Source organism: Bacillus oleivorans, from assembly GCF_900207585.1.
Taxonomy (GTDB): domain Bacteria; phylum Bacillota; class Bacilli; order Bacillales; family JC228; genus Bacillus_BF; species Bacillus_BF oleivorans.
Genome location: NZ_OAOP01000002.1, coordinates 301,130 through 325,703, shown reverse-complemented (window position 1 = coordinate 325,703; position 24,574 = coordinate 301,130). Strand labels below are relative to the sequence as shown.

26 protein-coding genes and 2 pseudogenes are annotated in these 24,574 nt (G+C 38.4%); 2 read left to right on the top strand and 26 right to left on the bottom strand.

Annotated elements, in window-relative coordinates; translation table 11 throughout:
- The 10 genes from folE to CRO56_RS05075 form a co-directional block, all read right to left on the bottom strand.
- A complete protein-coding gene (gene folE / locus CRO56_RS05120) occupies positions 1-564 on the bottom strand; it encodes a GTP cyclohydrolase I FolE (protein WP_097157538.1) in 564 nt (187 codons plus the stop codon).
- A 244-nt stretch (positions 565-808) separates the two neighbouring features.
- Positions 809-1,081 carry an HU family DNA-binding protein gene (locus tag CRO56_RS05115; RefSeq protein ID WP_179714177.1) on the bottom strand — a complete coding sequence of 91 codons (273 nt, stop codon included), beginning with the start codon at positions 1,079-1,081 and terminating at the stop codon, positions 809-811.
- Between the two features lie 300 nt (positions 1,082-1,381).
- Positions 1,382-2,860, bottom strand: coding sequence for a stage IV sporulation protein A (gene spoIVA / locus CRO56_RS05110; protein ID WP_097157536.1), 1,479 nt, complete (start codon positions 2,858-2,860; stop codon positions 1,382-1,384).
- 347 nt (positions 2,861-3,207) lie between these two features.
- Positions 3,208-3,924 (bottom strand): hypothetical protein, encoded by a 717-nt coding sequence (locus CRO56_RS05105; RefSeq protein WP_097157535.1) that lies wholly within the window; start codon positions 3,922-3,924, stop codon positions 3,208-3,210.
- Between the two features lie 12 nt (positions 3,925-3,936).
- Positions 3,937-4,137, bottom strand: coding sequence for a DUF2768 domain-containing protein (locus CRO56_RS05100; protein ID WP_097157534.1), 201 nt, complete (start codon positions 4,135-4,137; stop codon positions 3,937-3,939).
- Between the two features lie 240 nt (positions 4,138-4,377).
- Positions 4,378-5,427, bottom strand: coding sequence for an NAD(P)H-dependent glycerol-3-phosphate dehydrogenase (locus tag CRO56_RS05095; protein WP_097157533.1), 1,050 nt, complete (start codon positions 5,425-5,427; stop codon positions 4,378-4,380).
- An 18-nt stretch (positions 5,428-5,445) separates the two neighbouring features.
- Positions 5,446-6,756, bottom strand: a complete 1,311-nt coding sequence (gene der, locus CRO56_RS05090; RefSeq protein WP_097157532.1) for a ribosome biogenesis GTPase Der — start codon at positions 6,754-6,756, stop codon at positions 5,446-5,448.
- A 313-nt stretch (positions 6,757-7,069) separates the two neighbouring features.
- Complete coding sequence (locus CRO56_RS05085; protein ID WP_097157531.1) at positions 7,070-7,255, bottom strand: capping complex subunit for YIEGIA; 186 nt, start codon at positions 7,253-7,255, stop codon at positions 7,070-7,072.
- Positions 7,252-8,151 (bottom strand): YIEGIA family protein, encoded by a 900-nt coding sequence (locus CRO56_RS05080; protein ID WP_097157530.1) that lies wholly within the window; start codon positions 8,149-8,151, stop codon positions 7,252-7,254. The genes CRO56_RS05085 and CRO56_RS05080 overlap by 4 nt, the downstream gene beginning before the upstream one ends.
- On the bottom strand, positions 8,148-8,792 hold the full coding sequence (locus CRO56_RS05075) for a YphA family membrane protein (protein WP_425427172.1): 645 nt from the start codon (positions 8,790-8,792) through the stop codon (positions 8,148-8,150). Before CRO56_RS05075 ends, CRO56_RS05080 begins: the two co-directional genes overlap by 4 nt.
- Before the next feature lie 88 nt (positions 8,793-8,880).
- Between CRO56_RS05075 and CRO56_RS05070 the strand changes: the two genes are divergently transcribed.
- Entirely contained in the window at positions 8,881-9,030 is a 150-nt protein-coding gene (locus CRO56_RS05070; RefSeq protein WP_097157528.1) for a YpzI family protein, read from the top strand.
- Between the two features lie 457 nt (positions 9,031-9,487).
- On the opposite strand, the gene fni is transcribed toward CRO56_RS05070, so the two are convergent.
- The 10 genes and pseudogenes from fni to prsW all read right to left on the bottom strand — a co-directional run bounded on the left by fni (position 9,488) and on the right by prsW (position 18,333).
- Positions 9,488-10,546 (bottom strand): type 2 isopentenyl-diphosphate Delta-isomerase, encoded by a 1,059-nt coding sequence (fni, locus tag CRO56_RS05060; RefSeq protein ID WP_097157526.1) that lies wholly within the window; start codon positions 10,544-10,546, stop codon positions 9,488-9,490.
- An 18-nt stretch (positions 10,547-10,564) separates the two neighbouring features.
- On the bottom strand, positions 10,565-11,698 hold the full coding sequence (gene rpsA, locus CRO56_RS05055; RefSeq protein WP_097157525.1) for a 30S ribosomal protein S1: 1,134 nt from the start codon (positions 11,696-11,698) through the stop codon (positions 10,565-10,567).
- A 181-nt stretch (positions 11,699-11,879) separates the two neighbouring features.
- A complete protein-coding gene (locus CRO56_RS05050; protein WP_097157524.1) occupies positions 11,880-12,476 on the bottom strand; it encodes a lysophospholipid acyltransferase family protein in 597 nt (198 codons plus the stop codon).
- Positions 12,477-12,479: 3 nt separating this feature from the next.
- Complete coding sequence (gene cmk, locus CRO56_RS05045; RefSeq protein ID WP_097157523.1) at positions 12,480-13,145, bottom strand: (d)CMP kinase; 666 nt, start codon at positions 13,143-13,145, stop codon at positions 12,480-12,482.
- Between the two features lie 77 nt (positions 13,146-13,222).
- A complete protein-coding gene (locus CRO56_RS05040; RefSeq protein WP_097157522.1) occupies positions 13,223-13,402 on the bottom strand; it encodes a YpfB family protein in 180 nt (59 codons plus the stop codon).
- 68 nt (positions 13,403-13,470) lie between these two features.
- Complete coding sequence (locus CRO56_RS05035) at positions 13,471-14,127, bottom strand: flagellar brake protein (protein WP_179714176.1); 657 nt, start codon at positions 14,125-14,127, stop codon at positions 13,471-13,473.
- A 430-nt stretch (positions 14,128-14,557) separates the two neighbouring features.
- Positions 14,558-14,722 (bottom strand): annotated as a pseudogene (locus CRO56_RS05025) (transposase); the annotation flags it as partial.
- 584 nt (positions 14,723-15,306) lie between these two features.
- A complete protein-coding gene (ypeB, locus tag CRO56_RS05020) occupies positions 15,307-16,641 on the bottom strand; it encodes a germination protein YpeB (protein WP_097157519.1) in 1,335 nt (444 codons plus the stop codon).
- A gap of 10 nt (positions 16,642-16,651) precedes the next feature.
- On the bottom strand, positions 16,652-17,500 hold the full coding sequence (sleB, locus tag CRO56_RS05015) for a spore cortex-lytic enzyme (protein ID WP_097157518.1): 849 nt from the start codon (positions 17,498-17,500) through the stop codon (positions 16,652-16,654).
- Between the two features lie 153 nt (positions 17,501-17,653).
- Positions 17,654-18,333: pseudogene (prsW, locus tag CRO56_RS05010) on the bottom strand (glutamic-type intramembrane protease PrsW).
- 97 nt (positions 18,334-18,430) lie between these two features.
- Here prsW and CRO56_RS05005 point away from each other — a divergent pair.
- Positions 18,431-19,417 carry an asparaginase gene (locus CRO56_RS05005; protein ID WP_281257281.1) on the top strand — a complete coding sequence of 329 codons (987 nt, stop codon included), beginning with the start codon at positions 18,431-18,433 and terminating at the stop codon, positions 19,415-19,417.
- Positions 19,418-19,484: 67 nt separating this feature from the next.
- Here the strand turns inward: CRO56_RS05005 and CRO56_RS05000 are convergent, their stop codons facing one another.
- From CRO56_RS05000 to CRO56_RS04975, 6 genes are all read right to left on the bottom strand, one after another.
- Complete coding sequence (locus tag CRO56_RS05000; RefSeq protein ID WP_425427181.1) at positions 19,485-20,438, bottom strand: YpdA family putative bacillithiol disulfide reductase; 954 nt, start codon at positions 20,436-20,438, stop codon at positions 19,485-19,487.
- Positions 20,439-20,587: 149 nt separating this feature from the next.
- Positions 20,588-21,865 (bottom strand): Glu/Leu/Phe/Val family dehydrogenase, encoded by a 1,278-nt coding sequence (locus CRO56_RS04995; protein WP_097157515.1) that lies wholly within the window; start codon positions 21,863-21,865, stop codon positions 20,588-20,590.
- Positions 21,866-22,081: 216 nt separating this feature from the next.
- Entirely contained in the window at positions 22,082-22,615 is a 534-nt protein-coding gene (locus CRO56_RS04990; RefSeq protein ID WP_179714175.1) for an adaptor protein MecA, read from the bottom strand.
- A 93-nt stretch (positions 22,616-22,708) separates the two neighbouring features.
- A complete protein-coding gene (locus tag CRO56_RS04985) occupies positions 22,709-23,482 on the bottom strand; it encodes a metallophosphoesterase (RefSeq protein ID WP_097157513.1) in 774 nt (257 codons plus the stop codon).
- A 6-nt stretch (positions 23,483-23,488) separates the two neighbouring features.
- Positions 23,489-23,863 carry a hypothetical protein gene (locus CRO56_RS04980; protein WP_097157512.1) on the bottom strand — a complete coding sequence of 125 codons (375 nt, stop codon included), beginning with the start codon at positions 23,861-23,863 and terminating at the stop codon, positions 23,489-23,491.
- Positions 23,864-23,920: 57 nt separating this feature from the next.
- Complete coding sequence (locus CRO56_RS04975; protein ID WP_097157511.1) at positions 23,921-24,556, bottom strand: CBS domain-containing protein; 636 nt, start codon at positions 24,554-24,556, stop codon at positions 23,921-23,923.
- Between the last annotated feature and the right edge of the window lie 18 nt (positions 24,557-24,574).

Genomic DNA, 24,574 nt, shown 5'->3' with positions numbered 1-24,574 from the left:
TTATTTAATTAGAGTTAAAACTTCTGCTCTTTTTTTCTGATCTTCTGCAAAAACACCTCTAGCTGCAGTAGTGACCGTTTTAGATCCAGGCTTTTTTACGCCCCTCATCGACATACACATATGTTCTCCTTCTACAACCACCATAACCCCAAATGGCTCTAACTTTTCAAAAATGGCGTCGGCTATTGTTGAAGTTAATCGTTCTTGTAATTGCGGTCTTTTTGCAACAGCTTCTACTGCTCTTGCCAGCTTACTTAAGCCCGTTACCTTCCCGCCTTTAGGTATATAGGCAACATGGGCGTGGCCAAAAAACGGAACAAGATGATGTTCACACATTGAATAAAATGGAATATCTTTTACCAAAACAAGTTCTTCGTGATCCTCTGAGAAAATTGTGTCGAAATAGCTTTTAGGATCCTCATTAAGGCCGCTAAACACTTCTTTATACATTTTCGCTACCCGTTTAGGGGTATCTAGCAGACCTTCACGATTTGGGTCCTCACCGATAGCTTCTAAAATTAATCTGACTGCTTGTTCAATTTGATTAAGATTTATTTCATTCATAAGTTCTCCTCCTAGAGGCAGAATCGATTGTTATCTATCTGTTTATTTCATACCCATACTAGCACATGGTCTAAAAATAGAGCAAAGAAGAACCCTTCAGCTTAAACCGGCTTTCTTATTTTGCCCTATTGTTTACTTCCTATTTCTATCAAAGCATAACTGACTCACATATGTAAGAGTTTTTATAAAAATTAAATGGGGACTGATCAAATCAGTCCCCATTAGCCTGTTAATGAATATGTAATTACTTCACAGCATCCTTAAGAGCTTTTCCAGGCTTGAATGCAGGAACTTTGCTCGCTGCGATTTCGATTTCATCACCAGTTTGTGGATTGCGCCCTTTACGTGCAGCACGCTCACGAACTTCAAAGTTTCCAAATCCAATTAATTGTACTTTTTCACCGTTTTGTAAAGCTCCTAAGATTGAATCGAAGACAGCGTCAACTGCCTTAGTTGCATCCTTTTTAGAAAGCTCACTTGCTTCAGCGACAGCACTAATTAAGTCTGTTTTGTTCATGCCATTCACCTCCTCCCAAAATTTGGAGACTATCTTCGGAAAAATAAATACTGTTATATACATTACTGACAAAATTACCAGAATATATACATGTACCTCCGAAGAAACCGCGGAATACCATAGGTTTACGCGGTTAATTCTGTTAAAAGATTATCACAATCACTTCATCTTAGCAAGATTATTTCTTGAAATAATGGGAATCTTTTCTTTTCTATTACATATAAATAGTACTTTTGGGGAAAAATTGCAGAAAAATACGAAGAAAAAAGAAAAAAAGACCCCGTACTGGAGTCTTATCAGTTATAAGATAATCGCAATTAATCCGCCTGAACCTTCGTTGATAATGCGTTCTAAGGTCTCTTTTAATTTATAGCGTGCATTTTCTGGCATTAAGGAAAGCTTTGCCTGAATACCTTCTCTTACAATATTGCTTAAAGAGCGGCCAAAAATGTCTGAATTCCAGATGGATAGCGGATCATCCTCAAAGTCCTGCATCAGATATCGGACCAGCTCTTCGCTTTGCTTTTCAGTCCCAATGATTGGAGCGAATTCAGATTCTACATCAACCTTAATCATATGGATAGATGGGGCAACCGCTTTTAGCCGTACACCAAACCGTGAACCCTGTCTGATAATTTCAGGTTCATCCAAGCTCATATCGGATAGGGTTGGTGCGGCGATGCCATAGCCTGTTTGCTTCACCATCTTCAGCGCTTCAGCAACCTGGTCATACTCACGTTTTGCGTGAGCAAAGTCTTGCATAAGCTCTAAAAGGTGATCTCTTCCTCTGATTTCAACTCCTACGATTTCTTTTAAGATCTCATCGTACAAATCGTCTGGAGCATAAAGGTCAATTTCTGCTACCCCTTGACCCATTTCAATCCCAGCGAGTCCAGCTCTTTCGATATATTCGTATTCGGCAAACTGATGAACGACGCGGTCAACATCGCGAAGCCGTTTAATGTCCTTTACAGTTTCCTTAACCGCTTCCTGATAGCTTTCTCTTAGCCAATGCTCATCTTTTAATACCATAACCCAGCTCGGTAAATTCACATTTACTTCTAGAACCGGGAATTCGTAAAGTGCTTCCTTGAGGACGTTTAAAACATCCCCTTCACGCATACTTTCCACACTCATTGCAACAACTGGAATATCATATTTTTCACATAATTGATTCCGAAGCTGCTCAGTTTCTGGGTGGTGAGGGCGCACAGAGTTGATAACCATAATGAAAGGCTTGCCAACTTCTTTTAATTCCTCAATAACCCTTTCTTCTGCTTCCACATAGTCCGAGCGCGGAATTTCTCCAATCGATCCGTCTGTCGTGATCACTACGCCAATGGTTGAATGTTCTTGAATAACCTTTCTCGTTCCAATTTCTGCAGCCTCATGGAACGGGATGGGTTCTTCGTACCACGGTGTGTTAATCATACGCGGTCCATTTTCATCCTCATAGCCCTTTGCACCAGGCACCGTATAGCCAACGCAATCGACGAGTCTTACATTTACTTCTAATCCTTCATCAACATGTACTGTAACTGCTTGATTAGGCACGAATTTGGGCTCTGTTGTCATGATTGTTCTTCCAGCTGCACTTTGTGGAAGCTCGTCTTGTGCTCTAGCCCGATCTGACTCATTTCCGATGTTAGGCAAAACAACCAGTTCCATAAATTTCTTTATAAATGTTGACTTCCCAGTTCGAACTGCACCGACGACTCCTAAGTAAATATCGCCTCCTGTACGTTCAGCAATATCTTTAAAAATATCTACCTTTTCCAAGTGATCCCCTCCCGACCATTTTTTGCTGGGATGTTCCGAGTATGATTCTTTTGGACAATATATGTTTATGATGTTGTCCGAAATGTTTATGACTATTTTTAATGAAAAATTCCTCCTTTTGTAAACATTTATAGAAACCGTTTTATCTTACCGGTCGAATGCATAAGAAGTAAAAGGACCTCTCTTACAATATATTTATAAATAGCTAGCTTATGACATGAAGAGCAATGAAATCTTTCTTTTTGGATAAGACCACTAGTTGACAGATTGGATTGACCTCGCAGAACTTGGTTTTGAACCGGGGCAATTCTGTATGAACGCCAAAATAAAAAAACCTATCTTTATGACTATTCTTCAGTCATAAAGATAGGTTCGTCTGAATTTGCATCAATCGTATAGGGCAAGGAGTAGGCAGGAACGAAAACAGAACTGTCTAGTAAAATCGACCTGATATCCTCACCTGGATTGAGATGATGTGAATGTTCCTTTAAAGCTTTGTACAAATCGGTTCGATAGTCAACAAATAGTTCTCCCTGACCATTGATTACAAACGGTAATTCAATGCCTGTATAAGGACTTTTGACGGTGGGAGCCTCTCTGTATCCAATTTTACTGAAATCGAGTGAATACACATTATAAGCTAAAGCTTCTTTATAGGGAGGATATCCATTTACCCTGATTTTTAGTGCTATTTCATTAATCTGTTCAGAAATACGCAGGTCAAAAACCTTTACGGTCGGATCTTTTTCCACATTCACTAACACATATTGATAGACCCCCCCATTTTCAAAAGAATTGCCTGGAGGTTCAGGCATATATTTAGGGACCAATTTACCAAAGTCGACTAAGTACTTTTGATAAATAGGGGTATCCCCTTCTTTTGTTTTTATAGGAAGAAGTCCGCCCTGATCAGCCTGAAACTGATCAATTGCATTCTGAACAGACTCAAGCTGATCTATATATGGAATTTGGTTTTGACTCCGTTCACTGTCAGGATAGAGACAGCCGGAGAGAAAACTCGCGAGAACGATTATTCCCATTAGTTTACTGATAACTCTAATCATGATTAGCCTCCTTTAAGACGGGGTTGGCCCGCTAAATACAACAAAAATCATGATTAATCCAGCTACAATCATAAAAAGATACGCAATAATAGCTGTAACCCATTTAAAGATCCCTTTTAATTTAAATCTGCTTAAATAAATGGATATAATGGCAAGAAACATAAGACCCATCGAGCCAAACGAAAACCACATTTTCATTAATGCTGCTGACATATCTTCCACTCCTAAACGTTGTCCATCAGAAATTATAACATAGGGATTATTAATAAAGTAAATTTAATATCGAAATTTCAGGTACAATTATACCGGTTTTTGAGCAGCAGCAAAAAGCCGAAAAGGCATAGCGTGCCCTTTCAGCTTCAGTTCCCTAATTTGATCAGCGATTCCATACATCTGAATACAGTTTTTGCAAATATAATAAAACGGTTGTGCATCAATTGTAAACGATTGATATTACTGTTCTTCAAGGCGTCCATCTAGGATGTTGACTGTTTCTTCCATTTCATGCGTTTTCATTCTTGCCATTAAGGCATCAACTGCATCTTTAGGGTTAATATTTTCAAATAGGACACGGTATAAAGCAGTAGTTATCGGCATATCCACCTCGTAATGCTGTGCGAGCTGATAGGCAGCTTTTGTCGTTCTTACTCCTTCTACTACCATCCCCATACTTGATAAGACTTCCTCTAAATCTTTACCTTTTCCGAGCATATTCCCCGCTCTCCAATTCCTGGAATGGACACTTGTACATGTAACAATTAAGTCCCCTATCCCGGTTAAACCTGAAAAGGTTAGAGGATTGGCACCCATTTTAATCCCTAAACGAACAATTTCGGCAAGCCCTCTTGTAATAAGGGCTGCTTTGGCATTATCGCCATAACCTAGTCCATCTGAGATCCCGGCGGCTAAAGCAATAATATTTTTTAGAGCACCGCCTAATTCTACGCCGATTACATCAGTATTTGTGTAAACTCGAAAGTTTTGATTCATAAATAAATCCTGGGCACTCTCAGCAGCCTCTAATGATTCTGAGGCCACTGTAACTGTAGTAGGATGCCTTAGGCTGACTTCTTCAGCATGACTCGGGCCAGAAAGTACTACTACATTATCTAGCAATCGTGGATCCATTTCCTCTTTAATCATTTCTGATATTCTTTTCAGTGTATCTGGTTCAATTCCTTTACTTACATGGATTATAAGAACCGGTTCATTCAGACATTCCTGAATTTCGTATAAAACTTCTCTTACGGCTTTAGTAGGCACCGCTAAAACAATATTTTTTACATCTTTTAATGCTTCAGGTAAAGAAGCGTAGCCTTGGACGGTTTCAGGGAGCACCACATTAGGCAAATACTTTTCATTCATTCTTGTTTTATTTATACTGTCAATTTGTTCTTTTTTATGACCCCAAAGGCGGACATCATGACCATTATCCCCTAAGACCATAGATAAGGCGGTTCCCCAGCTTCCTGCTCCAAGAACAGTGACACTTGTTTTTTTCATTTGATCACCTCAGGAAAATTAACTCCTCTGTCTAGCAAAAATTTTAATTGGAGTTCCGATAAAGCCAAATGCTTCACGAATTCTATTTTCTAAAAATCTTTCATACGAAAAATGCAAGAGCTCTGGGTCATTGACAAAAACAACAAAAGTTGGCGGTTTGACAGAGACTTGCGTGGTATAAAATATTTTTAAGCGTTTCCCTTGATGTGTTGGAGTCGGATTCATAGCGACCGCATCCATAATCACATCATTTAACACGCTCGTTTCCACTCTCATTGAATGATTTTCACTTGCAAGCTGAATCATCGGGAAAAGCGTATGCAATCTTTGTTTCGTCTTAGCTGACAAAAAGACGATCGGTGCATAGTCTAAAAATAAAAAGTGATCACGAATCTTTTCTTCAAACTTTTTCATCGTTTTTTCATCTTTTTCGACTGCATCCCATTTGTTTACGACAATTACGACTGCTTTACCTGCTTCGTGAGCATATCCGGCTATCCTTTTGTCCTGTTCAATAATTCCTTCCTCTCCATCCATTACAACCAATACCACATCGGAACGCTCAATCGCACGTAATGCACGCAGTACACTATACTTTTCAACACTTTCGTATACTTTCCCTTTTTTTCGCATTCCTGCTGTATCAATAATGACATAGTCTTGTCCGTCAACTGTATAAAATGTATCGATGGCGTCCCGAGTCGTTCCTGCAACATCACTGACAATAACACGTTCTTCTCCAAGAATGGCGTTGACTAATGAAGATTTCCCAACATTTGGACGGCCAATTAAGCTAAATTTAATTACATCGTCTTCATAATCTTCCTCATCGTGTCTAGGGAAATGTTTCACGACTTCATCAAGGAGATCTCCTAACCCCAGCCCATGTGTTCCAGAAATCGGAAAAGGTTCACCGAAGCCAAGGGAATAAAAATCATAGACTTGACTTCTCATCTCCGGATTATCAACCTTATTGACAGCTAAAACTACGGGTTTTTTGGAGCGATAAAGCATTTTAGCTACCTGTTCATCTGCTGCTGTAACACCTTCCCGTCCGTTTGTAAGAAATATAATCACATCTGCTTCATCAATAGCGATCTCCGCTTGTCCGCGGATTTGTTCAAGAAAAGGTTCATCTCCTATTTCTATACCACCTGTATCTATCACATTAAACTCATAATTGAGCCAATCCCCTGTACTGTAAATCCGATCCCTTGTAACACCGGGAATATCTTCTACAATAGAGATTCTTTCTCCCACAATACGGTTAAAAATAGTAGACTTTCCGACATTTGGACGGCCCACTATTGCAACGACAGGCTTAACCATTCCTATCACCTCTCTCAAAATATATGTAAACTTTTTACTCCGGCCATAGTTATGTAAAAGGACTGACCTCAGGCGTGCAAACCTGCTTTTAAGGTCTGCTGGTCAGTCCTAACTACAGTATTTTAACAAAAAAGATTGCGCTCTGCATCTTTAATTGTGAAATCAACTGTGCAGTTGTGTTTCTAAAACCTATTACAAAGGACATTTCAGCCGCTCCCTTACCCGATATTTGCCTCCTTATCCCTTTTCAATGATTTCTATTGTTCTCTGGAACAGTTATGGCCATTGAACCTTATCAAGAAAACTTTGACTATTAGTGTCTTACTACTATATATAACTCCTCTGTTAACGAGTGGGCAATTCCATCTAAGATCGCTTCTAAATTTCTCGCAACGGTTAATAATTCGTCTTTATTATCACAATGAAATACGGCAACTCCGCTAGGTGCCTTTTTCGGATTCGTGGTAATCGCTGCTAAAATAAATTTTTCAATCGTCATAAATTGGTACGCCTTTCTTCTTCTTCAACATGTCTTTTGGTGGGCATTCTTATTGCATTTTCTAGAATTGGTACTACTTCAATAATTTTAATGGCTTCTTCTATATTTTTTATCTGGGGCAGAACAAATACTCCAAGCCTTCCATCGTCTAAATTCCTTTTCGCCAAAGGCACTAACGAAGGTTCACCAGTATCACTGAATACACCTAAGGCTGTTGATACATCATGAAGAATGGCCTGCCTTTGGCCAATATTAGCAATGGTTGTCATCGCATTAAAATCTTTCGGAGTTAAAATAAATCCCATTCCATATTTTAAAATAAGCTCTTGTTTTTCAGGGATTCCAATGTTCATAATATAGATATCTCCAACATAAAGGCCAGCATCCTTGAAATGAGGCTCTGAAAACTCTATTTCAACAATCTCACCCAATCTGCCGCCATCCATCCAGATTTTACAGCCAATCAAAAGCAGAACTGTCACTCCAAGAGCTGCAAATAACCCAAACAAAACGTAAATTAGGGTTGAAAGCATTGAGGCTAAAATAACTAGGTAGTTTCTGCTTTCAAAGGCTACAGCAATGCCTTCGATATATGTTTTTCCCCTTGGAACTAACTCATATGTATCAAGTTCAGTAAGCGTATTTCTTTCCATATTCCTCACTTCACGAAATTGAGAGGCTGCTACTGTTAAAAACGTGATAGCTGTATATTCTTCCTCCAGTAAGGCAGGGATTGCTATTGTCCCTAAACCGGAAGCAATTACACCCAATGCGATATGTATGATTTTCCCGTGCAGGTATGTAGGGTATTGCCGGTAATCCGTCCTTAGCATATAGAGTCTCGCTATAATTCCTGTTGCTATACCGTATAATACGGGGTACAAATATTCATTCATCCTGGCTTATGTTTCTCCTTTTCAATTTGTGATGGAGGTGTATAGATTTTTTTTAAGTAATATATGACGAATTCAAAGCCGCTCCATAATAAAATAAGAATTCCTATGCTTGAGCAGAGATCCAAAAAGTGAGGGGTTGTGATATCCCATTTAATACCCGTTGTAAATAATACATAAGCAAAAAGAAATTCTCCCATCCCTAGCCCGATGATCGTGGCAGCAATCCGATCCAGCAGTTTTACATTCATAAGGATAGCTATCGTTCCAATAATAAAAGATAGCAGCCATCTTCTATCCACGATTACCCAGATAGGGTCATATAGTTCAAAAAGTAAGAAAACTACATAAACAAGCATCACGATAAACGAAACACATATCTGATACAGCCTTTTCGAAAAAGGAAGGGCAGCAAAGCTTACCATACAGCCTATCATCCAGATAAGGATCGTCAGGTTAACACTCCAATGGAAGATGGGCACTTTGTATATGGACAAAATAATGCTCATTAAAATAAAGCAGCCGATATAGAATCGATATGGTAAACTCTTTGGAACGATAAAGGTAAGTACTATCCAACAGGACCATAAACAGCAATAAAAAAACCAGCCATTCAATTTAGTTCTCCCCCCTATTATTTCCATTATGGACATTCTTATGTAGTTTATCCGTGAATAGAGAAAGAATATTAGGAGATATTATCGGTAAGACTGCTGATTAGGGGTGATTCAAATGGGACGTGACAGACAAGAACAAAAACTAAAGGAACAAAAAATAGTTGAGAGTGACAGAGATCAGGCGCTTCATTATAAAGGGGCAACCAGACTGGATAATGCAGAAGAGGCAAGAAAAGAAAATAGACATGAACATGGGTCTGTTTAATAATAAGGCTGTATCAAGAAATACACTTGCCGATAAAAAGGTAGATGTAATGTACAAAGAGGTCAGCTCATTGAGGGCTGAACTCTTTTTTGTGGTTCTGGATTGTGATGAAGAGGATTTTTGGAGCGAAATTAATATTTTTGAGTACAAATCAAGGTTTTTGATCGTCTTTTTTGTTTTTTGGAGCTCGATAATTGGGCCGCCCCCACTATATTTGGGGAGCAATCAAAAAATCGGGCGGGAAAAAACTATTTCAGCGGGTATCCTTAATCACCCTTTTAAATTTGTTTTATGACTCCAGATTTTGTTTCTTGTTGCCCAATTTTCATTACACCGTAACAAAATGTACATACATATTATAGAATAATTATCCACAAGCAGGGAATTTTTTAATTTCCTTGCTAAACAATTAATAAGCCGTAATCCTTAGATAACACCTAAAGATTACGACTTTATGCTATAATCGCCTGCGCTGGCTGTAAGCTGAGGTATTAATACCCCTTTCATTTAACCAATGGTATGTAAATCCTGTAAAGAGAATCGGTATATTCTGAAGTTCATCGATTGTATGACAACCAAGAGCAGTCATCATAAAAGCAATATCCTGATGGAATGTCCTTATTTGTGAAATTAAAGCTTCGATACCCTTTTCGTTAAGAATTTTTAATATAGAACCCGCCATTCCGACTGCTGAAGCCCCAATAATTAACGATTTCACGATATCGATGCTTGAATGAATACCTCCTGATGCAAGAACGTGTACCTGATCAGCCGCTTCACATGCTTCGACAAGTGATACACTGGTAGGGATTCCCCAATGATTAAAAAATGAAAATTCTTCACTTCTTCTTTCATTTTCAATTTTTGCGAAATTGGTGCCTCCATATCCTCCGATATCAACCGCAATAATGTTAGTTGATTTTAACTTTTGAACGGTTTCAAATCCCATTCCAAAACCGACTTCCTTCACGATTACAGGGACATGCAATTCCTCAGAAATTCTTCGAATTCGCTCGAGTGCTCCTTCAAAGCACCGGTCTCCTTCTGGCATCGTCAATTCCTGAATAACATTGAGATGAATTTGCAGGGCGTTGGCTTCAATCATATCAACCGCCATTTTTGCCTGTTCCATTGTTGCTTCACTGCCAAGGTTGGCAAAAATAATTCCGTTCGGATGATGCTTTCTCACAATTTCATAGGTATTTCTTTCTTCCTTATTTTTAATAGCTGACATTTGTGAACCGACAGCAATGGCTAAGTCCATTTCTCTGGCTGCGATGGCTAAATCAGCATTTATCTTTTCCGTTTCCAATCCGCCGCCACCTGTCATAGCATTTATAAAAATAGGCGAACTAAGTTTCAGTTCGCCTATTCCTGTATGAAGTGAGACTTTAGACAATGATGAGTCCGGAAGTGATTGGTGAATGATTTGAATTTCATCCATGCCAGATTGATTCAGTTGCCCAGCAGATAAAGCTAACTGTATATGCTCGAGCTTACGATGTGTCCGACTCAAACTTATCACCACGTTCAATTATTTAAGATCTTTTAATTTATCTCCGATCATTTCACCTAATTGAAATCCTTTAGATTCTTCAGGAAGCTCGTAATCTTTAACTTCATCTTCTTTTTCTAAAAGTTCCTTAATGCTTAATGATAAGCGCTGATCTTGTTCATTTACATCAAGAACTTTCACTTGAATAGTCTGCCCTTCTTTTAAAACTTCATGAGGAGTAGCAACATGTTTATGAGAAATTTGTGAAATATGAACGAGCCCTTCGACACCAGGGAATACTTCAACAAATGCTCCGTAGGAAACTAATCTTTTTACAGTTCCAGTCAAAACATATCCTTTAGGTGCTTTTTCACTGATATTTGCCCAAGGACCTGGTTGTGTTTCTTTAATAGAAAGTGAAATCCGTTCATTGTCACGATCTACTGAAAGTACCTTAACCTTTACCTTTTGTCCAACTTCAACTACATCAGATGGTTTTTCGACATGCTCGTAAGCGAGCTGGGAAACGTGAACGAGACCGTCAACACCGCCAATATCAACAAATGCCCCAAAATCAGTAATGCGTTGAACTGTACCTTCCATAACTTGTCCAACTTCGATACTTTCCAAACTTTGCTTTCTCATTTTGCTTTTTTCTTCTTCTAACACAGCACGATGAGAAAGAATGAGACGATTTTTTTCAATATCCAGCTCTACTATTTTAAAGGTAAGAGTTTTTCCTTTATAATCAGAGAAATCTTCAACAAAATGGTCTTCCACTAAAGAAGCAGGAACAAAGCCTCTTACACCCAAATCAACGACCAAGCCGCCTTTGACCACTTCTTTAATTTCCGTCTCAATGGTTTCTCCACGTTCATATGATTCTTGAAGCCTTTTCCATGCTTCGCCAGCTTCTGCTTTACGTTTGGAAAGAATAACGGCTTCCTCTTCAACTTTCGTTACTTCAAGAGTCAGCTCTTGCCCTTCCGCTACGATATCACTTGCTTTTTCCACGTGAAGGCTTGATAATTCACTAATTGGAATGATTCCATCGAGTTTACTGCCCTCAAGATCAACAATTACTTGTTTTTCTTCCACTTTCGTAACCCGACCCTTAACGAGATCACCAACTTGAAATACTTTCACTTCTACTTGATTCATGTCTTCTACCATATGTACTCCTCCTTAACCTGACTGCTCCACATTAACAATATAACATATGTTCTTTATCAGAACATACTAAAACTCTCTAGAGCGTTTATAGTCTAAAAGAAGATGCCAGTATACATAAAAGTATCGTCAATACTTTCAGATTTTTCCCTTTACAATAACTTCTAATAATTTTTATTTTTTGTCAAGCGTTACTTCCCTGTTTGTATGTATCTAACAACGACTTGATCGCACTCATAATATGGTCGGTTGCCTCTTCAGCAGAAACCTTTTTTTCCCGCATTTCTTCAAAATCAATTGGCTTCCCATAGATAACTTTAATTCTTCCCCAAAATTTATAATCACCTATTATTGCACAAGGAACCACTTTAGCATCGGTTCGCATCGCGAAAAAGCCGGCCCCTGCTAATCCTTTTCCTAATTCCCCTGTTTTACTGCGGGTCCCTTCAGGAAATAGCCCTAAAACATGTCCATCTTTTAAAGATTTTAATCCCATCCTTAAAGCTTCCCTGTCACTCATGCCACGCTTAACAGGAAATGCATGAACTTTTTTTAATATCTTTCCGAAAAGCGGCGAATTAAATAATTCGGCTTTGGCCATAAACGAAATCGGGCGCGGGCATGTAATTCCTACTACAGGGGGGTCTAAATTACTAATATGATTGCTGCAAAGCAGAACTCCGCCTTCTTTAGGAATATTTTCTTTACCAATAACTTGAATTCTATAGGCTGGAAATAATAATACTGCAACTAGTGTTTTTGCAAAATGATAAAAACTCACAGTCTAATCGATCCTTTCTTTTACGATCATCAATATTTTGGAAACCACCTCTTCAATCGTCATATTGGTTGTATCTAACTCAATCGCATCTTTCGCCTTTTGAAGGGGGGCAACTTCTCTTTCTGAATCCAGTTTATCGCGGAAGGCAATTTCTTGTTTTAATTTTTCTAAATCGGAAGGAATATTTTTTTGAAGATTTTCAGCGTGTCTCCTTTGGGCTCTTTTCTCGACACTCGCTAATAAAAAAATCTTCACCTCAGCATGAGGGAGAACATAAGTACCAATGTCACGCCCGTCCATTACAACCCCGCCCTGACGTCCCAATGCTTGCTGTCTCCGCACCATTTCTTCACGGACCCCTCTATGCTTGGATACAGCAGAAACATTACGGGTTACATCGTTGCCCCTAATCTGATTGGTGACGTCTTCACCGTCCATTAAGACAGTCTGTTGAGTTAATTCAATGTTGGTATCGTTTAAAAGCTCCACTAATTGTGCCTCATCTTCTATATTTATATCGTTCCTAAGAGCTTTATATGTTAACGTTCGATACATCGCACCCGTATCAATATAGATATAAGACAGCTCTTTTGCGATTCTTTTAGCTACTGTACTTTTACCAGCGGCAGCCGGACCATCAATTGCAATTGAAATTTTTTCTTTTCCCATTTACAATACACCTCGAAAACTTTTTTCCATCTTGCAACCTTCATATTACCATAAAAGAAAGCAGGCAATGACCTGCTTTAAGGAAGTTTAAATGTTTCGATTACTTTTGTGAAGTTATCTTTACTTACCCCTTCATACATGGTAAGCCGCTTTAATTCTGGAAACGCATCTGAATAATGAAATATAATCTGAAAAAATAAAAGTGCAATGGCTTGAATAATAATTAGCTTGATTAGAATCCCTTCTCCACGTTTCATCACGATACCTCCCATTTATTCTATTATGGGAACAAGGAAAAGGGATTTATACAAACACATTGTTATTTTTAATAGATTTTCTTCTTTAAAACAAGCTGTCTTTCAAAACAATAGCGAATTAATAATTGCTTTTCTTGTTCGTGTTTATGACGAAAACTGACAGATATTAATGAAGATTTTTTATTATAATCTTCACGGACAAGAACGACTTCACTTCTGAGCTTTAAATATTGGATTTGGCCGGATTGCATATGCAGTACCAGCCAACAATCAATCTCCATCCCTTTATAAAAAAACACATCTTTTGGGATATAAATGGCTGCTCCGCCTGCACTAATATCCTTCGTTAAAGCGGTAAAGGGAGGAAATTCATTTTCGATAGGGTGAATCGCAACATCCAATTTAGTATCTACCCGAAGAAACTGGCGTTGTTCAATCTTAACAAAATCCTTTTTCCCCGAATGACTTAAAATGATGAGCGGTATTTGATCAGCCTTTCTCCCCGCTACTGTCACTTCAAATAAAAAAAGCTGTCCTTCATCGTTTATGTATTTAGCCTGATATTCTGTGTTTACACTTGCATCAAAGCGTATATCCCTTTCCACATGAACTGGAATATCTACGATTACTTCATTTTCACTATAATCCATGATGGCACATTGGAATTCCTCTGTGTGATTATCTTTTGTTTGTGATAATTTAAGCTGACTCCCCAATTTAAACAAAGATCCAACACCTGCTTTTTCTTCTATACTTCGTTTATGTACAAATCTAGGCTTTTTCTTCATTATTACATGAATTGATAAAATTTGCTAGAACCAAAAGTTTCAGCTACATTATGAATAAACGTAAGAAAACTGGCAGCTGTTTGCTGCCAGTCAGATTGTCGAGAAAGGGTATTTTTCTCGGCAATTTTTTTTTGTCTAAATCTAAATGACCGATTTTTTATTAATTGATTGTGTCTGCTATCGGGCATGTTGATTTCCGCTCCGGGCACTCGCTTTCCGCGGGGAGGTCCGAGAGCCTCCTCGGCGCTTTGGCGCCTGCGGGGTCTCCCGTGACCTCTCTATCCCACTTTCCACTGCTACAATATAGATTTTAATAAGGCAGTGGAAATGAGTCGAGTGCCCTCCGCTCCAATCAACAGGGAGACAATCAACCTAAAGGATTGCAAGACACTTTTTCTAAACTTACTAGGTGTGTTGCAATCCTTTTTATATTTTGGCAGGCTGCAGTAAGGAAAACCTGTTCACTTGCATTCTTCAATCCCCGTAACCGGCAGTAGCGAAGCCCATGCAGCTTTTTTGAGTCAGCGAAGCTCAGATGGGCAGCCATTATCCTCACTAAAAAAGAACTAACTTTTTCAAGAAGAAACGAGAAATCAATATATTTCTCAATCAAGCGAAGAAGGTGGTCGTCTGGAACTATTTCATCAATAAAAACAAATTCATATTCACTTTGGCTAGACTCTTTTGGCTTAAACATTGAATTCATCACTTATTTTTATTATTAATTGTGAGTTGAAGGTCTTTATTGAATACACCTGTTGATTGGAGCGGAAGGCGCGAAGACTCATTTCCACTGCCTCACGATATCAGTAGTTGTGATCTGAATCAGAAAAATTTTTCACGAATGAAAAATGTATTTTTATCAAGTAGCAGTGGAAAGTGGGAGTACGGGGGCAGGGGAGACCCCTCAGGCGCATAAAGAGCCGAGGAGGCTACCCGGCAAGCCCGCGGAAAGCGAAGCACCTGGAGCTCCAATCAACAGACTTGTTGAAAAGCCTATATATCAAAAATATATAACAAATTAACGCAGTTAACCATTAAAGAAAGTGAATAAAATAAAAGGCTATCGAAAGTTTTTCGACAGCCTGATTGGCAGCTGTTTGCTGCCAGTTCTATTTAGACTAGTCCTTCGTAAATTGGCTCTGCATTTTGAAGTTTTTCAACTTTTTCCTCGTCACCATTTTCAGCATTGATATAAATCCGGTAAGTATCATTATTAATGGTCCCTAAAAATTCGTAGCATAGGACCTCTTCATTCACGTCGTTGACAATTAGAGCCACATTTTGATCCATAACTTGTAGGTTCGGATTTAATTTAGATTTTGCATCTTCAGCTGAAATGGCTGGTTCTGGAATATCTCTTTGTTTATGGAAGCTTAAATAATCTTCAGCTGAGAAAGCCAGGATGCTTCCATCATCTAATGCTACCTTCATCCGGATTGCATCTGGATATATTCTGACTCCATTTTCCTCAGATACAAATACGTATACACCTGTATTGTCGTACTGGGCGCTTTCAAACAAAGTCATATTTTCGAAACCATGTTTATTTAAAAATTGGGCTCCTTTATTATAACCTTCATTCAAACTGAGGTTTTGCCTTTTAATTTCACGATTTTGCAAGAGATATAGCGGATGTCCGCCCACCTTTGTTATATCTAAATTGGCTTGGGTTTTGCCATTACGGACTGTGATGGAATAAAACCCATAGTCAGATCCTTCACCGTTTTCCGTTATTCGAACATCTTGATTGTTTTTAATTGTAATAAATTCCTTCGCCTTTTTTAATGCTTCGTCCTTCGTTATTTCTTTTCCCTCTAAATGAGAAAAGTCTCTTAAAGGTCCATTTGTCACTTCAGCAAGATTAGTTTCTGAATATCCTTCTACTTTATTTTCTACAGTTTTAAATCCATCTATAATGGTATTATCTGATGGCTCATCATTGTTGGCTAAAGCCAGTTCAACATCCATCCAGCGCAGATTATTTTCTAATACTAAATGCTGAACTTTTCGTAATTCATTTTGAATATCCGCTGACTGTTCGTATAGACTTTGAAGCGTTTGATATTCTTCTTCTGTCAAAGGTTCTTTTTCTAAGTCCCTAACGGCTGTTTTATAGCTAAAATCCCCGATCTTTGCTAAAAATTCTTCTGTTTTATTGAATGGGAGTAACGTCAGCGGCAGATGTCCAACCTCATTGTGAGCTTCGGATGTAACCCTCCACACCTCAGCTAACGCCGGAGATATTGAGTTCCTGCTATTCATAGCCAGAGTGGTTCCAATTTTATCATGCAATAAATCGACATCATACGTTAATTCATGGAAAGCTCTTTGGTAATTGTTTTCTGCATTAATTAATATAGCGTTCTTTTCTTGATGTTCTTGGTATCCCCAGTAAGCCGTACCTATGACTGCTACTGTTAAGACCCCAATAATAATTCCACGAATCAATCCAATCACCTCATTTACAGAAAATATGTTTTCCTATTCGTTTAATTTGTGGTCTTCCCCATATCCAAGAACTCGTCGCAGTGTCCGGATTAAAATAGTATAAGGCTTCTCCTGTTGGGTCCCATCCGTTAATTGCATCTAGGACTGCCTCTTTCGCTCGTTCGTTTGGAGTCAGCCAAATTTGTCCATCTGCCACGGCAGTAAACGCACCAGGTTCAAAAATAACCCCAGATGCAGTATTCGGGAAAGTAGAACTTTGAATCCGATTCAATATAACTGCAGCAACTGCCACCTGTCCCTCGTATGGTTCTCCTCTTGCTTCACCATAAACAGCGTTGGCCATCAGTTGGATATCATTTTGAGAAAACCCGGCTGGTGTATTCACGGCAGTTGGAGCGGCAGGTGTTTGTTCTGGAGCCGCTTGTCCGCCGCCGCCACCGCCACCTTGATTTCTGGCAGGAGCCTGCTGTTGTTCCAAAGGAGTATTTCCATAATGAGTAAAATCTTTCCCTTGTCTAATGTTTCGCTTTACAAATTCCTCATTATATCTGGAAGCATTAGCTAGTTTTTGCTTCGTTTCTGCACCAGCAAGACCATCAACCTCTAATCCAAATTCATATTGGAAATTTCTTAAGGCCCAATATGTTCCCCAGCCAAACACACCATCAATTTTGCCATTATAGAAACCTAAATATTGCAATCTACTTTGTAGTTCGATAACATCGTCACCAACCGCACCGTGTTGAATGACCTGATTTGAAAACGCTCGAGCCTGTTCTTCGCCCTGATAGGAACTAAATGAGCTTATACAAATCACGATAATCGCTACCAATTTAACCATTACTAAATTTCGCTTCATGCATATACCCTCCGTTGTTATGGTTTAGCATTAAGCCTATTTTTTGTAAAATGGCACTTTTTATTCAACAAATAAAAAGGAGCCAGACCCCTTATCCTTCTAAAAATGTCCAATAAGGTTAAGTCTGACTCCAAACTCTAGCTTGAGTTGATTTTATGAAGATATTTGTTTTTGCAGAAAATGAACCTCTGTCATTTTCCTTGCTCTCTTTACCTTTTTTAATCCAAGCCACCATAGGAACGTCATAAATGGTACAATCCAAAGGATCCATTTATCAAATGTAAGCAGGATATAATCATAAAATCCATGTAAAATTAAAGGAACGATTAAAGCGCATATAATAAGGATACGGCTCTTTTTCTATCATGGGAAAATTTTCCCTTCCCCAAGTAATATCCCATTAACACACCAAATAGAGCATGACTCGAGACTGGGAGTAAAGCTCTGCCAAGTGCGAATTCCACACCATTTCCAATTAAATAAAGGATATTTTCTAGGGTTGCAAATCCAAGTGAAATGCTTGTTCCATACACAATGCCATCATAAGGCTCATCAAATTCACTATGCAAATAAATAGTTTGAAATAAAATAAACCATTTAAAAAACTCTTCCAGTAAAGCACTCGATAAAAATGCATTGGCCAGATTTGAAACCATAACTTGCTCAACCGAAAAAACATATTGAACAAACATAATAGGAAAAACGAGCAGAGCCCCAAATAAAAACGTTCTAAATACTAAATGGAGCGGCTCGGAATCGAATTCATCTTTTAAATAAAAATAACTAAGTAATGCCAAACCAGGTGCAATCCCAGCTGACATAATGACCAACATAGGTTGACCCCTTTTCAATTGTTTTATTTAATCGTATCATTAAAATTGGAACATGATAAGACATTTTTACTATTTTCCATCGGGAGGAGTCTTCTCATTGAATAAAAATATACTTTTGCTTCATACTGGCGGAACCATATCGATGAGGGAAGATATAAAGAGCGGTACGGTTATTCAGGGAGATACGAATCCGTTGCTTGAACATACCTCTCTATTAGAAGGACTTGGAAACTTTACAATCAATGAGCCTTTTCAGCTGCCATCTCCTCATATAACAGCTAAGGAAATGCTTATTTTAAAAAATATAATTGAGGAAACGATCGAACAGGAAAATATAGATGGGGTCGTCATCACCCATGGAACCGATACATTAGAAGAAACAGCCTACTTTTTGGATTTAACAGTAAAAACAGAGATCCCCATTGTTCTAACAGGAGCAATGAGATCGATAAATGAAATCGGCTCTGATGGTTTATATAATTTAATTTCAGCTATTCGGACTGCTTCCTGTGAGAGTGCAAGAGGAAAAGGAGTCCTTGTTGTATTAAATGATGAGATTCATTCGGCCCTTAATGTCACTAAAACCCATGCCTCCAATGTGTCGACGTTCCAAAGCCCTCAATATGGGCCGCTCGGAATCGTTTCAAAACGCGGTGTTATTTTTCACCACACCCCTAATTTTAGAGAAACGTTTGAAGTCCAGTCTGCCGATAAAAAAGTTGCTTTATTAAAAGTTCATGCAGGATTTGACTCTACGCTTTTATTTGCCCTTAGTCATGCCGAATATGATGGTGTCGTATTAGAGGCTTTAGGACAAGGTAATATTCCGCCTCAGGCTGTAGAAGGCATTAAATATCTATTGTCAAAAAATATTCCAATTGTTATTGTTTCCCGGTGCTTTAACGGGACAGCTGATCCCGTATATGGATACGAAGGAGGCGGAAAACAGCTAAGAGATTTAGGAGTTATTTTTGCGAACGGGCTTAATGGACAAAAAGCGCGAATCAAGCTCTTAGCAGTTCTTGAAGCCCTCGATGATTGGGATCATAATCAATTGGAATTAATATTTAATCCTATAGCATAACAAACCATAAAGAGACAGCCTCCGGTTAGTCGGAACCGTGAGACTGTCTCTTTGTTTTCACCGTAATTTAAATTTTATTATCTCTGCTCATAATAGTTTCTGCGATTCGCTCCCCGTGGAAACGGCCATTTTCAATAAAAATTTCATTTGCATTATTGCCGGCTGCAATGACCCCGGCTATAAATATTCCGTTCACATTCGTTTCCATCGTTTCTTCGTTAAAGCTTGGTCTTCCTGTATCAGGTTCATTCGTAACTCCCATTTTTGCTAAAAAACTATGATCTGGGTGGTAGCCTGTCATCGCGAATACAAAGTCGTTTTTAATAATAAAAGATTCATCATTTACCCGATACTTCACCGTCGTTTCCGTAATTTCTTCCACATGAGCATTAAATACCATGTTAATTTGCCCATTCCTGATTTGAGCGTCAAATTCCGGCAGAATCCAAGGCTTTATACTTGGTGAATACTGATGTCCTCTATATAAAACAGTAACGCGGGCACCCGATTTAACTAATTCTAAGCTTGCATCAACACTTGAATTTTTCCCGCCAATTACAACAACATCTGTATTAAAGTAAGGATGGGCTTCTTTGAAATAATGGAAAACCTTTGGAAGGTCTTCACCTGGTACACCCATATAATTGGGGTGGTCATAATAACCAGTTGCAATTACCACATATTCGGTCAGATACTCTCTTTTATTTGTTTTGACTATAAACCGTGCACTGTCTTTTGTTACATGAAGCACTTTTTCAAAGGTATTGATTCGCGGATTTTTTCTTTTCACGACTTCTCTATAATAAGCTAACGCCTGATTCCGTTTTGGTTTATGACCTTCAATTATAAAAGGTACACCGCCAATTTCTAATTTTTCACTAGATGAGAAAAAAGTTTGGTGTGTCGGATAGTTATAAATGGCATTTACCACATTTCCTTTTTCTATTACAAGCGGATCGTATCCCTTTTCTTGTAATGCAATCGCAGCTGCTAAACCACATGGACCTCCACCGACAATCATGATTTTTTCACGTTCCACAAAAGTTCACTCCTAAAAGCCTAGGCTAAAATTGCCCAGCTCTGCATGTTTCTTAAATGAAAAAAACCCCTACCTTTTTATGATAGGGGAATTATGAACATGTTTCAAATTATACGCTGTTATAGTTATTATTAAATCCAGCCACGGAAACGGCTGGCTTCCGCCATTTTACGGACTCCTACCATGTAGGCAGACAATCTCATATCCACTCTTCGGGTTTGGGCAGTATCATATACATTGTTAAATGACCGGACCATGACTTTTTCTAATTTTTCTTCTACTTCTTCTTCAGACCAATAATATCCCTGATTATTTTGTACCCACTCAAAATAAGATACGGTTACTCCTCCGGCAGACGCCAATACGTCTGGGACAAGAAGAATTCCTCTTTCAGTCAGAATTTTAGTAGCTTCTAGTGTGGTTGGACCATTTGCAGCTTCCACTACTATTTTTGCTTTTATATTATGGGCATTTTCTTCTGTAATTTGGTTTTCAATGGCTGCTGGTACTAATATATCACAATCTAGTTCAAGAAGTTCTTTATTGGTAATCGTATTTTTAAAGAGCTTGGTTACTGTACCGAAACTATCACGACGATCGAGCAGATAATCGATGTCTAATCCATTTGGATCGTACAGTGCACCATAAGCATCCGATATCCCAATAACTTTTGCACCAGCGTCATGCATAAATTTAGATAAAAAGCTGCCAGCATTCCCAAAGCCTTGAACCACTACTCTGGCACCCTGAAGGTTAATTCCCTTTTTCTTTGCCGCTTCATTAATACAAATAGTAACACCTTTTGCAGTAGCTGATTCCCGGCCATGTGATCCTCCAAGTACGAGCGGCTTTCCTGTTATAAAACCTGGATTATTGAATTCATCAATCCGGCTATACTCGTCCATCATCCATGCCATTATCTGAGAATTTGTAAATACATCTGGTGCAGGAATATCCTTGTTTGGACCAACAATCTGACTAACAGCTCTTACATAACCGCGGCTTAATTTTTCTAGCTCACGGAAAGACATTTCTCTTGGGTCACAAATAATTCCGCCTTTACCCCCACCGTATGGTAAATCTACAATTCCACATTTTAAGCTCATCCAAATAGAGAGCGCTTTCACTTCGTTTTCTGTAACTTCTGGATGAAATCTAATTCCGCCTTTCGTTGGCCCAACAGCATCATTATGTTGGGCGCGGTAGCCAGTAAAAACTTTAACCGAACCGTCATCCATCCGTACCGGAATTTTAACAGTCAACATCCGTAAAGGCTCCTTTAAAAGCTCATACACTTCTTCTGGATAACCTAACTTTTCTAATGCCTGATGAATAACTGTTTGCGTGGATTTTAGAACATCCAGTTTATCTTCGTTCTCTGTATTTTTGTTAGCTTTGTCGGCTACCATTTGTAATCCTCCTAAAGAATTCACTATGATAATAATCTGAAATGAGGAAATCTTTCCATCAAGACCTAGTATACACCTTCAATATTTTTATGCAAGAACAAATTACATGGTTTCAAGGCAATCCGAGAAAACATCTAGTTGAATTCTACTTTTCCCACCCATTTTTCATCATTCCATTAAAAGAAAAACTCGCTGAATAGCGAGCCCATTTTTTGTTTAACAAAACCAATATTTAAGTTTTTGAATCGCCTCTTCACGCATGATCCTTTTCCCGTATTCTTCTAATACATACGGTGTTATTTTCATTGGCTCGCCATATTCGCATGCAAGTGAATATAAGTCCGTATTTTCAGTGTGAAGGACAATCCAATAGTACTGATCCATATGATAAAGCGCTGATTTTACACTAATAGCGTCCGGAAATCTCCTCGCTAAATCAACCACATCGTCAAAGTTTTGAAATTGAAGAACTCTGCTTGTTAAACAAGATTCTTCTACAACAATCGCTTCATCCAAAAGCGTAATCATTAAAAAGATGCCATGTGGCTGTAATGAATATAACTCAACGGAAACATGGTGAGACGTTTCAACACCTAACGAATCACATGCGTCCTCTAGCAGTTCATAAAAATGGTCGTGCCAGTCGTCCCGAGAATTATCAAGTTCTTCACAAGATATCTCTCTTTCTTCAAGTTCTTCTTTTGATATAAAAATCCTAAACTGTCTTGTACTAAGCTGTTCAATCTGCATAAAGGAAGCCTCCCAACCAAACCGGACTTCTAACACAGTGTATGAACAGATTGGAAGATGGTACATTGTCTCGTTTTATAATTATCATGAATCTCATTCAGACTGTTTTAGTGTTATTATATGAGTTTCAGATTTAGCCCCTAAACGCAATGGGATTTTCGTTGTGCCATAGCCGTTACTAATCAGCTGTATCACTCCATTTTTTTCAAAAATTCTTCCCTTTTTGTAAAGACCCCAGCCAAACAGTCTTATTTGCCCTCCATGCGTATGCCCGCTTAAAATCAAGCGAATCTTATCTTGTTCGGATATTTTATACAAGATCCGGGGATTGTGGCTGACTAAAATACGAAATCCTTCACCAAGGGTTTCAGCATCTTGAAGAGCCGCATCTAATCGGTCTTTACGGCCGTTCATATCATCTATTCCTAGCATAAAAACCCTTTCCCCGGTTTCAAATTCTAATTGAACCGCCCGGTTGTCTAAAATGGTGACGCCTAAATGCAGAAGTAAGGCATCTAATATTTTATGATCAACTTCGTAGTCATTATTTCCCCAAACAAAATAAACAGGTCCCAATTTTTTCAGTTCTTTTATATTTTTTTCTACCTTGTGAAATGGTACCCCCCGTTCGGTCAGGTCCCCGCCAACTACAACTGCATCAACTTTTTCATTGATTAAGGCAAGTAATTTATCATTGATGTTCCTTTTATGAATATCGGAAATAAAAAAGATCCGCATTTGTTGTCCTTGCGGAAAATCCGTAAATTCAAGGGTATGTCTCTTTACCCGTGTAGCAAAACCTTCTCTAACCATATATAGAACCAATAGGATTGCCGAAACCAAGACGATGATAAAAAAGGAGAGCATCTATCTTTATCCTCCATGAACAGTCTTTTCTCTTAACGACATCATACCATAGAAAATTCCAAAGCCGTAAAAAATCACAATTTGCCAAAATCCGAATTGAAATAAGACCGATATAGAGACAATTGAGATAAGCGGAATAATCATCTCATTTCTTCTCTTTTGGGCTTTGTGCCGAAACATGGTTATTATTTCTGTAATCAGATTTCCAAGGCATAGGAAACCAAATAAAAATGAAAGCATAGAGGCTAAAAATTCGGCAGGATTTAATATACATTCCCCGATAAATTCTTCAATCCGAAATGGAGTCGGGGCTGGAAATAAGAGGATAAAAACATAGGCGGAGAAGAAAGTAACAAGGCCTTTTATAATTAATGAAAGCATAAAAATTCCTCCCATAACTTATATGTATGAGAGGAGTTGGTAAAGTTTCCTTATATTTCAATTGTCTTCGTCAATATCTAATACGCGAAATCCAGAATCCTCAAGCTTTTGTATAAATTTATCGATATTATCCTTCTTTTCGATTTTCATAACGATTCTTCTGACAAGCTTATCTGTTTCATCAAACGTAACAAGAGAGATAATGGATTCATGAAATTGTTTTGCGATTTCTGACAAACGTGCAATCCTGCCCTCTGTTTCAACAGAGGTAAAGGCAATTCTCACACCTTTTCGCTTCATTCCAAATGCACTTTGGAATTGTTCGAGAACATCAAACCGAGTTACAATGCCTAAAAAGTTTTTCTCAGCATCAACGACTGCTAACAAAGGAAAATCTTTAAGTGCTAATAAGGTGTGCTCAAAAATCTCATTTCCTTCTAAATATTGATTTTGATGAGTTGCTACCTCTTCTGCGGCTGTCTCGGACAAAAATACTTCTTTTGCCTGATTAGATGTGAAGAAATTCGAATAAATTGAATATCTAGTGATAATGCCCACATATTTATTGCCATCTAATACAGGTAACCCATCTACCCCATTTTCCTCTAATCTTTCTAAAGCTGTTTGTAATGTTTCATCCTTTGAAATTGTAAAACACTTATGCTTAGGCAGCATAATACTTTTAACAAACACAGTTTTTCACCTCTTTCG